General features: G+C 70.8%; 13 protein-coding genes. 4 read left to right on the top strand and 9 right to left on the bottom strand.

The window, feature by feature from the left end; all coding sequences use genetic code 11:
• The first annotated feature begins 51 nt into the window (after positions 1-51).
• Positions 52-1,314 carry an AI-2E family transporter gene (locus AC27LF_RS03900; RefSeq protein WP_479657842.1) on the top strand — a complete coding sequence of 421 codons (1,263 nt, stop codon included), beginning with the start codon at positions 52-54 and terminating at the stop codon, positions 1,312-1,314.
• Positions 1,315-1,351: 37 nt separating this feature from the next.
• Here the strand turns inward: AC27LF_RS03900 and AC27LF_RS03905 are convergent, their stop codons facing one another.
• The gene (locus AC27LF_RS03905; protein ID WP_479657841.1) at positions 1,352-2,095 is read right to left on the bottom strand and encodes a hypothetical protein; all 744 of its coding nucleotides are present in this window, start codon (positions 2,093-2,095) and stop codon (positions 1,352-1,354) included.
• Between the two features lie 266 nt (positions 2,096-2,361).
• Between AC27LF_RS03905 and AC27LF_RS03910 the strand changes: the two genes are divergently transcribed.
• Positions 2,362-2,934 (top strand): dihydrofolate reductase family protein, encoded by a 573-nt coding sequence (locus tag AC27LF_RS03910; RefSeq protein WP_479657840.1) that lies wholly within the window; start codon positions 2,362-2,364, stop codon positions 2,932-2,934.
• A gap of 129 nt (positions 2,935-3,063) precedes the next feature.
• On the opposite strand, the gene AC27LF_RS03915 is transcribed toward AC27LF_RS03910, so the two are convergent.
• A complete protein-coding gene (locus AC27LF_RS03915) occupies positions 3,064-3,453 on the bottom strand; it encodes a VOC family protein (protein WP_479657839.1) in 390 nt (129 codons plus the stop codon).
• 68 nt (positions 3,454-3,521) lie between these two features.
• Positions 3,522-4,247, bottom strand: a complete 726-nt coding sequence (locus tag AC27LF_RS03920; protein ID WP_479657838.1) for a class I SAM-dependent methyltransferase — start codon at positions 4,245-4,247, stop codon at positions 3,522-3,524.
• A gap of 536 nt (positions 4,248-4,783) precedes the next feature.
• Here AC27LF_RS03920 and recA point away from each other — a divergent pair.
• Together recA and recX are read left to right on the top strand one after the other, a co-directional pair.
• Positions 4,784-5,905: a recombinase RecA gene (gene recA / locus AC27LF_RS03925; RefSeq protein ID WP_404032312.1), complete on the top strand. Its 1,122-nt coding sequence runs from the start codon at positions 4,784-4,786 to the stop codon at positions 5,903-5,905.
• Between the two features lie 3 nt (positions 5,906-5,908).
• Positions 5,909-6,889, top strand: a complete 981-nt coding sequence (recX, locus tag AC27LF_RS03930; RefSeq protein WP_479657837.1) for a recombination regulator RecX — start codon at positions 5,909-5,911, stop codon at positions 6,887-6,889.
• A gap of 171 nt (positions 6,890-7,060) precedes the next feature.
• Here the strand turns inward: recX and AC27LF_RS03935 are convergent, their stop codons facing one another.
• The 6 genes from AC27LF_RS03935 to AC27LF_RS03960 all read right to left on the bottom strand — a co-directional run bounded on the left by AC27LF_RS03935 (position 7,061) and on the right by AC27LF_RS03960 (position 11,779).
• Positions 7,061-7,477, bottom strand: coding sequence for a rhodanese-like domain-containing protein (locus AC27LF_RS03935; protein WP_479657836.1), 417 nt, complete (start codon positions 7,475-7,477; stop codon positions 7,061-7,063).
• The gene (locus AC27LF_RS03940; RefSeq protein ID WP_479657835.1) at positions 7,474-8,028 is read right to left on the bottom strand and encodes a cupin domain-containing protein; all 555 of its coding nucleotides are present in this window, start codon (positions 8,026-8,028) and stop codon (positions 7,474-7,476) included. The genes AC27LF_RS03935 and AC27LF_RS03940 overlap by 4 nt, the downstream gene beginning before the upstream one ends.
• Before the next feature lie 78 nt (positions 8,029-8,106).
• The gene (locus AC27LF_RS03945) at positions 8,107-8,154 is read right to left on the bottom strand and encodes a hypothetical protein (protein WP_351741692.1); all 48 of its coding nucleotides are present in this window, start codon (positions 8,152-8,154) and stop codon (positions 8,107-8,109) included.
• 166 nt (positions 8,155-8,320) lie between these two features.
• On the bottom strand, positions 8,321-9,934 hold the full coding sequence (locus AC27LF_RS03950; protein WP_479657834.1) for an FAD-dependent monooxygenase: 1,614 nt from the start codon (positions 9,932-9,934) through the stop codon (positions 8,321-8,323).
• Positions 9,935-10,214: 280 nt separating this feature from the next.
• Positions 10,215-11,117, bottom strand: coding sequence for an amino acid ABC transporter permease (locus AC27LF_RS03955; protein WP_479657833.1), 903 nt, complete (start codon positions 11,115-11,117; stop codon positions 10,215-10,217).
• A complete protein-coding gene (locus AC27LF_RS03960; RefSeq protein ID WP_404032297.1) occupies positions 11,114-11,779 on the bottom strand; it encodes an amino acid ABC transporter permease in 666 nt (221 codons plus the stop codon). The genes AC27LF_RS03955 and AC27LF_RS03960 overlap by 4 nt, the downstream gene beginning before the upstream one ends.
• Positions 11,780-11,837 lie beyond the last annotated feature (58 nt).

Raw genomic sequence — 11,837 nt, forward strand, 5'->3', positions numbered from 1 at the left:
AAGACCGGAGGGGGCCAGCGGGTTGTCGGTGGCGTGGGCGAGACTTGCACCGTGGCCCCCACTGACGAGACCGGGCAGATGACCCGGCACGCATCCCCGCCCGGCACGACGCCGCCCGCCCGGCCTCCGGCCGACCGCGCCGCGCCGGGCGCCCGCATGCCGCGCTGGCTGCCGCGCGCCATGGTGCTCGCGCTCGCCCTCATCGCCACGTTCCAGCTGGGCAGCTGGGCCTTCCACCAGCTGACCGGTCTGCTGATCAACGTCCTCATCGCGTTCTTCCTGGCCCTCGCCATCGAGCCCGCGGTGAGCTGGATGGCCGGGCGCGGCATGCGCCGCGGGTTCGCCACCTTCCTGGTCTTCCTCGGCCTGGTGATCGTCACGGCGGGGTTCGTCACCCTGCTCGGCTCGATGCTGGCGGGCCAGATCGTCAAGATGGTCGAGGGCTTCCCCGACTATCTCGACTCGGTCATCAACTGGATCAATGAGACGTTCCACACCGAACTCAGACGGGTCGACGTCCAGGAGGGGCTGCTGCACTCCGACTGGCTGCGCAAGTACGCGCAGACCAGCGCCGCCGGGGTGCTCGATGTGTCCGCCCAGGTGCTCGGCGGCCTGTTCCAGGTGCTGACGATCGGGCTGTTCTCGTTCTACTTCGCCGCCGACGGGCCGCGGCTGCGTCGCGCCCTGTGCTCGGTGCTGCCTCCCGCACGCCAGGCGGAGGTGCTGCGTGCCTGGGAGATCGCCGTGGACAAGACGGGCGGCTACCTGTACTCCCGTGGGCTCATGGCGCTCGTCTCCGGGATCGCGCACTACGTCCTGCTCCAGGCCCTCGGCGTGCCCTACGCGCCCGTCCTGGGCGTCTGGGTGGGTCTGGTCTCCCAGTTCATCCCGACCATCGGCACCTACCTCGCGGGTGCGCTGCCCATGCTGATCGCGTTCACGGTCGACCCCTGGTACGCGGTGTGGGTCCTGGTCTTCGTCGTGATCTACCAGCAGTTCGAGAACTACGGGTTGCAGCCCAAGCTCACCGCGAAGACCGTCGACATCCACCCCGCGGTCGCTTTCGGGTCGGTCATCGCGGGCACCGCGCTGCTCGGCGCCGTCGGCGCGCTCATCGCGATCCCCGCGGTCGCCACGCTGCAGGCGTTCCTGGGCGCGTACGTGAAGCGGTACGACGTCACGGACGACCCCCGGGTGCAGGGCCACCGGGCGCGCGGCACGAGCGGGCCCGGCCGTCTCACGCGCGCGTGGACGCAGTGGACGCGGCGGCCGGGACCGGCCGAACCGGAGGCCCAGGAGGAGGGCTCCGCCTGAGGGTCGGGCGCGGCGCCGCGTTCGGTGCGCGTCGCGTTCAGTACGTGAGGACCGCCCAGGCCCCGGCTGCGGCGACCGCGGCCCCATAGCAGCCGATCGCGACGGCCACGGTGCGCCGCCGGGCCCGTTCGCTCCAGGACGTGCGGGACAGCAGCCAGGCCAGCGCCGGCAGCACCAGCACGGCGTGCAGGCTCACCCCGTGCAGAGGCTTGAGCGGGGCCGTCGAATGGTAGGCGGCCTCCTGGTGGCCGGTGCGGGTGAGCACCACACCGCGCGCGATCATCGCGGCACCCGAGGCGAGCGCCACGAGCAGGACGGCGAATCCCGCACGCACCGCCGGGGCCATGCCAGGCGGCCCGGCCGGCCGGTGCCGGAAGGCGGCCACCGCGAACACGGTGAGCAGCACCACGAGGACGCCGCCGCCGATCGCGAGCGTCATGGACACCGCGGTGTCGAAGGGCGTCTCCATGTCGAGGTGCGAGGGCACCCGGCGCCAGGCCTGCAGGGTGATGCCGCCGACCTCCACCACGCAGTCGGCGGCGAACACGGTGAGCAGGACGGCGCGCGACCGTGCCTCGATGCGCAGATACGAGGTGACCCAGGTGATCGCGATCAGCGTCGCACCGAAGGAGAGCCCGAACGTGACGGGTTTGCGCCAGGAGACGGGGCCGTACCAGGGGCCGCCGTCGACGGCGAACACGGCCAGGTGCACGACACCGGAGACAACGAGAAGCAGACCTATCGCGTGGCAGAGACGCTCGACGGGGCGCGGATCATCCATGCGCCAAGACTCCCGAGCGCGTGGCCCGAGGTCGTCGTCCAGCCGGAGACACCGGCCGTACGCCGTGGGAAGCAGCGGTGCGACGGCTTTATCAAGGACTCCGACAACTCAAATCTCCTTGACAATTTTTCTTGTCGGTTCCACTGTGGGGCGTGCTGGACGTCGCTGTGGAGCTGAACCGGACCGTGACGGCTCTCCTCGCGCCGGCGCCACGAGTGCGCACCCAGTGATCGAAACACCGGACACAAGACAGCAAGGAAGCCCCGATGCGTACTGTGATCAGCACCGCCTTCATCTCGCTCGACGGCGTCGTCGAGGCCCCGGGCGGCGAGTCCGGCTACCGGAATGCCGGATGGACCTTCAAGGACATCGAGTTCGTCCCCGAGGCGTACGAGATCAAGGGGCGGGAGCAGGAGGAAGCCGCCGCGATCCTCATGGGCCGGGTCAGCTACGAGGCGTTCAGCCCCGTCTGGCCGGACATGGAGGACTTCGCGGACTACAAGACGATGCCGAAGTGCGTCGTCTCCACCACTCTCACCGAGGACGGCCTGGTCTCGAACTGGGGAGAGACCACGATCCTGCGCTCGCTCGACGAGGTCGCCGCCCTGAAGGAGACCGAGGGCGGCCCGATCATCGTCCACGGCAGCGCATCCCTGAACCACGGCCTGTCCGACGCGGGCCTGATCGACCGCTACCACCTGCTCGTCTTCCCGCTGCTGCTGGGTGCGGGCAAGCGTCTGTTCAGCACCACGGACAAGGACACCCAGAAGCTGAAGCTGGTCGAGCACGACGTCTACGCCAACGGGCTGCAGAAGCAGGTCTTCGACGTGGTCCGCTGATGCGGCGCGGCTCCCGCGCTGCCGTCGCCTGTTCGGTTCGCCCCCGTGGCGGTCTCAGGGCGACGGCGGGTCCGGGAAGCCGGCCGGCCTCAGGGCGGGTCGATGACACGCTGAGCACGGGAACGCCGGTCAGCCGAGGTAGTTCGCGCGTCCCTCGTCGTCCAGCTCGAAGGGGCCCTCGGGGATGATGCAGAACTCATTGCCCTCGGGGTCGGCCATCACCAGGAACCCGCCGTCGGCATACTCCTCCAGCCTGCGCCCGCCCAGCGCCTCGACCCGCTGCTGCTCGGCGGCCGGGTCGGGTGAGGTGATGTCGACGTGCATGCGGTTCTTGCCCGCCTTGCGCTCCACGGACTGCTGGAAGCCCAGGCCCAGGCCGTTCTCGCGCCGCAGCCAGACATACGGTCCGGTACGGCCCACGACCGGCCTGCCCAGCAGAGCGGACCAGAACGCGGCAAGCCGCTCGGGGTTGGTGGCATCGACGATGAGGGCATGGATCCGCATGGGTGAGTGAGCCATGCCCCGAGCCTTTCACGCCCCGCAAGGCCGCACAGCGGCATCGTTTCAGCGGCGTGGATCACTGGCGGTCACGGACGTCGTGCCACGAAGGCGAACTCTCTTCCTGGTCGGTCAGGCGCGTCGCGAACGTCCTCCACCACGTAGCCGTGCGTGACCAAGTCCCGCTCGACCTCTTCCCGTTCTCGGAAACGCAGCGTCGAATCCGACGTCAGCACCTGTCCGTCCGTGGCGAACACGTAGGTACAGCGGAAGGTCACCAAAGGACGGCTCACCTGGATCAGCTGGACCCAGGTCTCGACGGAGCCGACGCCGGGGATCTCCGTCACGCGGTAGGAGATCTCGCGGGTCCACTCTTCCCATCCGCGGCGGGCCGGATCGCGGGTCTCGAAGACGAGACGCCCGCCGGGCCGGAGTGCTTCGTAGGCTCCCCGCAGCGTCTTCTGCCACGTCGGTGGATCAGCGATGGCCTGGGCGGCATTCGCCGTCATCGTCGCGAGGTCGACCCGCAGCGACGGGAGGGCTGTGGCGTCACCGCGGATCCATCGCACTCGCTCGCTGCCCGGTTTGGCCCGAGCGACGTCGATGGACGCAGAGGCGGGATCGATGCCGACGACCTCGATCCCCCGGTCGGCCAGGAGAAGTGCGAACACGCCGGTGCCGCAGCCGATGTCCAGCACTTGGTGCGCCTCGAACTCTTCCGCCATCCGGAGGTAGGCATCGAGATCGCTGCGGTCGGGGTCGAGCGGATCGTAGATCGCGGCGAGTCGTGGATGCCGGAAGCATTCGTCAGCCATGCGGCCGAACGTAGGCAGAGCCGGGCCTGACCGCCATCGAGTTTCGCCGGCGTTCGTCCAGCGGTATCGACCTTGGAGCGGCCTGGTGGCGCCGCCCCTGCCGGGAGCGGTGGCGCCGGGCCGCAACGGGCGCGGCTCACTGAAGCTCTCCATCAGCCGGTCGACGACGTCCTGGCGCAGGCCCCGTCGTCTGCGGGAGCGCGACAGCCACCGCAGGTTCGCCATCAGCCCGCGAAGCCCGCCTGGGCCGACGGAACGGACGTACCGGCGCCGCCCGCTCGCCGATCAGGCTTCGACGGCACAGGACACCAGTGGCTGGACGAGCGTAAGTGCCGTGTGGTGCGCTTGACATGAAAATCGAACATGCATTCTTATGGAGGTCCAGGCGAGGTTCTCGACGGGGGGTTTCGGCCCGGTTCGGGTGGAGAAGTGCCGGAGTTATCCACAGGCCGGGTCGGCGTCGGGACGCATTGTCAGTGGCAGGCGTTAGCGTCTTTGACGTGAAGCGATCGACTCAAGCAAACCGGGTGGAACCCATGGCAGGAACCGACCGCGAGAAGGCGCTCGACGCCGCGCTCGCACAGATTGAACGGCAATTCGGCAAGGGCGCGGTCATGCGCATGGGCGAGCGGTCGAAGGAGCCCATCGAGGTCATCCCGACCGGGTCGACCGCGCTCGACGTGGCCCTCGGCGTCGGCGGCCTGCCGCGCGGACGTGTCGTCGAGATCTACGGACCCGAGTCCTCCGGCAAGACGACCCTGACCCTGCACGCCGTGGCGAACGCGCAGAAGGCGGGCGGCCAGGTCGCGTTCGTGGACGCGGAACACGCCCTCGACCCCGAGTACGCGCGCAAACTGGGCGTCGACATCGACAACCTGATCCTGTCCCAGCCGGACAACGGCGAGCAGGCGCTGGAGATCGTGGACATGCTGGTCCGGTCGGGCGCGCTCGACCTGATCGTCATCGACTCCGTCGCCGCGCTCGTCCCGCGCGCGGAGATCGAGGGCGAGATGGGCGACAGCCACGTGGGTCTGCAGGCCCGGCTGATGAGCCAGGCGCTGCGGAAGATCACCAGCGCGCTCAACCAGTCCAAGACCACCGCCATCTTCATCAACCAGCTCCGCGAGAAGATCGGCGTCATGTTCGGCTCCCCGGAGACCACGACCGGTGGCCGGGCCCTGAAGTTCTACGCCTCGGTGCGCATCGACATCCGCCGGATCGAGACGCTGAAGGACGGCACGGAAGCGGTCGGCAACCGCACCCGCTGCAAGGTCGTCAAGAACAAGGTCGCGCCGCCCTTCAAGCAGGCCGAGTTCGACATCCTCTACGGCCAGGGCATCAGCCGCGAGGGCGGCCTGATCGACATGGGCGTGGAGCACGGCTTCGTCCGCAAGGCCGGCGCCTGGTACACGTACGAGGGCGACCAGCTCGGCCAGGGCAAGGAGAACGCGCGCAACTTCCTCAAGGACAACCCCGACCTGGCCAACGAGATCGAGAGGAAGATCAAGGAGAAGCTGGGCGTCGGAGTGCGGCCGGAGGAGCCCGCCGCCGAACCGGCCGTGGCGGTCGCCGCCGCTCCGGGCGACGCGGCGAAGACGGCGCCCGCCCCGGCAGCCGCCAAGGCCACCAAGCCCAAGGCCGCCGCAGCCAAGAGCTGACCCGTGACACGACGAACCGACTGGGCCGAGTACGCGCAGTTCGACGCCCACCGGGAGCGGACGGGCAGATGTGGCGTCGGCCCCGCCCGGCCGGGCGACGGCCCCGACGGCGAGGGGGCGTTCGCCGGCTACCGGCCGTTTCGGGGCGAACTCAGCGGAGGATCCGGCGCCTTCGGTCCCGACGACCCGCGGGACCCGTACGGTGACGAGCCCCGCAGCGGCCTGCCCCACGACGAGGGACGGTACGGGGACGGCCGCCACGACGAGGGGCCGTACGGGGGCGGCTCGCACGGCGAGGGGACACGAGGCGTGGGGCCCTACGGGGGTGGGCCCCACGGCGAAGGACCACAGGGGGGCGGACCGCCCGGTGGCGGGCGTCGTGGCGGCGGCCCGCGCGGGCGTCGTCGGCGGGGCTTCGGGGGACCGGCCGACGAAGACGGAGGCTCCTTCTCCTTGTCGAGGGCTGACCAGGAGGAGTCTCCAGGGGACCCGGCTGAGCGGGCGCGGGCGATCTGTCTGCGCCTGCTCACCGGGACCCCGCGCACGCGCAAGCAACTGGCGGACGCCCTGCGCAAGAAGGAGATCCCGGAGGACGTCGCCGAGGAGGTGCTGTCGCGGTTCGAGGAGGTCGGCCTGATCGACGACAGTGCGTTCGCCGACGCCTGGGTGGAGTCGCGGCACCACGGCCGGGGGCTGGCCCGTCGCGCGCTCGCCCGGGAACTGCGCACCAAAGGGGTCGACTCGGCACTGATCGACGAGGCCGTGGCCCAACTCGACGCCGAGCAGGAGGAGTCGACCGCCCGCGACCTCGTCGCGCGCAAGCTGCGTTCCACCCGCGGCCTCGACCGGGACAGACGCATACGGCGCCTGGCCGGGATGCTCGCCCGCAAGGGCTACCCCGAGGGCATGGCCCTCCGGGTGGTCCGGCAGGCGCTGGAGGAGGAGGGCGAGGACACGGACTTCCTCGACGGCGAGGAGTTCTGACCAACCGGGGACGGGCCGACGCGATCGGTCACGCGGGCAGGGCCGCCGGGACGCTGACCGGCCTTGCCACCGAGGACCGGTGCCGACGCCGTCCCCCGGCCTCCTCCCGGACCTGGAGGGCCGGACAGGGAGGGCCGGGGGAGCAGGGCCCGGCGGGAGGAAAGCCCTGGATCAGGACGCCACAGGCAGCCCCGCCGCCTTCCATGCCTGGAAACCGCCGATCAGGTCCGTGGCCCGGTGCAGACCGAGCCGGTGCAGAGAGGAGACCGCCAGACTGGACGCGTAGCCCTCGTTGCAGATCACCACGACGCGCAGGTCGTGGCCGGTGGCCTCGGGCACGCGATGGCTGCCCCGGGGATCGAGGCGCCACTCCAGTTCGTTGCGCTCGATGACCAGGGCGCCGGGGATCAGCCCGTCGCGCTCGCGCAGCGCCGCGTACCGGATGTCGACCAGCAGGGCCTCCCCGCCCCGCGCCGCGTCATAGGCCTCGCGAGGCTCGATCCGCCGATAGCCCGCACGCACCCGCTCCAGCAACTCGTCGATGCCAAGCGGCGGTTCGGCCCCGCCCGCGCCCGACGACTCGCTCACTGCCAGTCCTCGGGGCGCTCCACCTGCTCCAGACGCAGTACCTGGCCGCTGCGGCTGTAGCGGCGGATCTGCGGCAGAGGCGGGTAGTAGGCGTGGACGGAGACGGCATGCCGTTCGGTCGACTCGTTGAGCACTTCGTGGACATGGTGCTGACCGAAGGAACGGCCCCGCCCGGCCGGCAGCCGACGCTCGCGGTCCACGCCCTCGGTGAGTTCCAGCGTCTTCCAGCCGTCGGTGGGCAGCCGGGCGGCGAACGAGTTCTCCTTCAACTCGCCCACCGCGGTGAGGAAGGCGCCGATCGACTCGGCGTGGTCGTGCCAGCCGGTACCGGTGCCGGGAGGCCAGCCGATCAGCCATGCCTCACTGCCGCCGGGCCCGTCCAGGTGGACCCAGGTGCGCCCCTCCGGGTCCAGCGGAAGCGAGGCGATCAGTTCGGCGTCGGCGGCGGTCCGCCGGACGAAGTCGAGGAGGTCCGCCTGAGTGGGCGGGGCCGTCGCGGCAGAGGTGGCCGGGGCGGCGGAGGGAGCGGATGCGGAGGGAGAGACAGACACGTACACCGTCCTGTTGAGCGTTCGCCGAAAGCGCGCCGCAGGTCAGGTGGGGCGCGCGGAGGAGAGAGGGGTGCGAATTCAGCAGGTGCGGCGACACACGCAGCCCGCATAGCGGACCAGGTCCATATGGACCCTCCGCCACAGGCGCACACAGGTGTCGATCACGAAGCGGAGTACACCACTGCGGGAGCGCAGCGGTCAACTCATCGTCGGAATGTGGACCGGACCAGGAGAAAGACCAGGAGAAAGACCAGAAGAAAGATCAAGAGAAAGATCAAGAGAGAGGGAAGGGTCAGCGCGCCGCGGAACCCGCCCCCGCGGCGGCCTCGGCCTCCTCCTTCGCGGCGCCGCCCAGCGCCGCCTGCGCGGCCGAGTACAGGTCGGCCGGCCGGACCCCGCCCAGCGCGGTGACCAGGTGCCCGTCGGGGCGGACCAGCAGCACGGTGTGCGCGGGCGCGCCGGGGTAGGACTCGGCGACCAGCAGCTCGGCCGGGTACGGCAGCGCGGCCACCGCCGCCGCCAGACGGGGCATGATCCCGGCGGTCACCCAGTGCTTGCGGTCCCACACCCCCGTGCCCGGGGCGATCAGGACGACCAGCAGCGCACCGCGGCCGAGACGGTCCCGCAGCCGGACGAAGGTGCCGTCCTCCGCGGTGACCCGGACGTCGCTGACCTGGGCGCCCGGCGGAGTGTCGACCGGGACCTCCGCATCGAGGTGCCCGGGCGCGAGCGGGGAGTCGGCGTACGTCCCCGGTGCGCCGAGCTGCCCCCGTCCCAGATGACCGTCCGTGAGCAGCGTGTCGTGGCCGCGGGCGGCGCCGGGGACGTAGGCGCGCAGTCCGCCACCGCCGCGCAGCACCGGCAGCATCTGGTCGGTGGCGCGCAGCCGCGCGGCGACCACGGCGCGCCGCTCCGCCTGGTAGGAGTCGAGCAGCGCCTCGTGCGGGCCGTGGTGCCAGGCCGGCGCCAGCTTCCAGGCGAGGTTGTCGGCGTCCCTGAGCCCCTCGTCGAGGCCCTGGGTGCCGAGCGCGCCGAGCAGATGCGCGGCGTCCCCGGCGAGGAACACCCGCCCCACCCGCCACCGCCTGGCGAGCCGGTGGTGCACCGTGTGGACCCCGGTGTCGAGGAGTTCGTACGGCGGTGTGGTGCCGCCCGTCCAGCCGGCCAGGGTCTCGCGGACCCGGGCCACGAGGAGTTCGGGCGTGACGAGGTCCTTGCCCGGCGGCAGCAGCCAGTCCAGGCGCCACACGCCGTCCGGCAGGGGGCGGGCGGTCACCTCGCCGGCGAACGGCCCGGACGCCCGCCACGGCGGCAGCCGGTGCAGCAAACCCCAGTCGGGCCGGGGCAGTTCGGCGCGCAGTGCGGCCACGGCGTGCCGCTCCACCGCCGTACGGCCGGGGAAGCGGATGTCCTGGAGCTTGCGCACGCTGGAGCGGGGACCGTCGCAGCCGACGAGATAGCTGCCGCGCCACCAGGTGCCGCCAGGGTCCCGGGTGTGGGCGGTGACGCCGGAGCGTTCCTGCTCGATCGTGTCGAGACGGCTGTTCACGGCCAGCCTGGCCAGCGGCTCGTCGGCGAGCGCGGCGCGCAGGGCGCCGGTCAGCACATGCTGCGCGAGATGCAGCGGGCCAGGCTCCTCGTCGTCGAACTCGATCTCGCTCATCACCTGCTTGCGCCGCAGCGACCGCCATCCGGCCCAGCGCAGCCCCCGCTCGGCGAGCGGGACACCGGTGAGCCGGGTCACCAGCGCGGCGGTGTCCTCGCGCAGCACGACGGTGCGCGCGGCGCGCGGTTCGTCCGTGCCGGGACCCTCGTCCAGGACGACGGACGGTACGTCCTGGCGGGCCAGCGCCAGGGCCAGCGTGAGCCCGACGGGCCCCGCTCCGACAATGATCACCGGGTCCACGGCGCGGCGCCCCCTGACCGCAGCTGTGCCTGGACGGACGTGTGTGAACAGGAAGGTGGAGCAGGGTGCACGATCACAGAACGTATGCAACCCATTGGCGGTGTTTGCGTCAAGTGACCGAGGGCAGTGGCGATCATGCCACTGCCCCCGCGGAATTGTCGCTTCGTCAGATCATCGGCCGATCGGGGGCATGGGGCTGATCAGGCGCATCGGGCTCATCGAGCGCGCGCCGCGCCCGTTGCGCCCGATGAGCCCGACGTGCTCGACGGCCCCGTCGGCATCATCCGACCTTTGTCACCTCTTCGTGCTCGCCCGGGGCGGCCAGCTCGGCGGCCGCGTCGGCGCCCAGCACCGCGCCGGTGGACTTCTTGCCCTGCCGCAGCCGTCGCTCAAGCCAGCCCGCGAAGGAGGTGAGCGAGAAGTTGATCGCCACGAAGATCACGGCCACCACGGTGAAGGAGGCGATCGTGTTGGCCCCGTAGTAGGCGCTCATCGTGTTGGCCGAGGCGAGCAGTTCGGGGAAGGTCATGACCGCGCCGCCGAGCGCCGTGTCCTTCACGATCACCACGAGCTGGCTGACGATCGCCGGGAGCATCGCGGTGACCGCCTGCGGCAGCAGGATCAGCCGCATCGTCTGGTTCTTGCGCAGCCCGATCGCCATCGCGGCCTCGGACTGGCCCCGCGGCAGCGACAGGATGCCGGCCCGGACGATCTCGGCCAGGACGGACGCGTTGTACAGCACGAGGCCGGTGACGACCGCGTACAGCGGACGGTCGTCCGAGCTGATGTTGGTGTACTCGGAGTACCAGGCCATCCCGAAGATCATCAGGACCAGGACCGGGATCGCCCGGAAGAACTCGACCACGACCGAGGCCGGGACGCGCACCCACGCGTGGTCCGAGAGTCGGGCTATGCCGAGGACCGCGCCCAGCGGCAGTGCGATGATCATGGACAGGGCGGCGGCCTTGAGGGTGTTCTCCAGACCGGGCCAGATGTAGGTCGTGTAGGCCTCGGTGCCGCCGAGGAACGGCTTCCACTTCTCCCAGGCCAACTGGTCCTTGTCGGCGAGGGCGCTGAACACCCACCACAGGACGGCGGCCGCGGCGAGGGCGAAGACCACCGTGTAGAGGACGTTGCGCCGCTTGGCGCGCGGGCCCTGGGCGTCGTACAGGACGGAACTCATCGCTTCACCGCCACCTTCTTGGCGACCCAGCCGAGGAGCAGACCGGTCGGCAGTGTCAGACAGCAGAAGCCGACGGCGATGATGGCTGAGATCAGCACCAACTGCGCCTCGTTCTCGACCATTTCCTTCATCAGGTACGCGGCCTCCGCCACGCCGATCGCGGCCGCCACCGTGGTGTTCTTGGTCAGCGCGATCAGCACGTTCGTCAGCGGGCCGACGGCCGCACGGAAGGCCTGCGGCAGCACCACCAGGGTCAGCACCTGGGTGAAGTTCAGGCCGATCGCCCGGGCGGCCTCGGCCTGTCCGACCGGCACCGTGTTGATGCCGGAGCGCAGCGCCTCGCAGACGAAGGCGGACGTGTACAGGATCAGGCCGAGCACGGCCAGCCGGAAGCTGATCGTCTTGACGTCGTCCGCACCCAGGCTGACGCTCAGCGTCTGGTAGAGGCCGAGTGAGCTGAACAGGATGATCACCGTGAGCGGGATGTTCCGCACGATGTTCACGTAGGCGGTTGCGAAACCGCGCATCAGCGGCACCGGGCCCACCCGCATGGCGGCCAGCAGGGTGCCCCAGATCAGGGAGCCCACGGCGGACAGCAGCGTCAGCTGCACCGTCACCCAGAAGGCTCCCAGCAGGTCGTAACCCTCAAGAAAGTCGAACACGATCTCCCGCGCTTCCGCGTGTAGGGATGCCCCGGTGCGACGCCGTCACGGCGGCGCA

The organism is Streptomyces diversicolor (genome assembly GCF_057537855.1).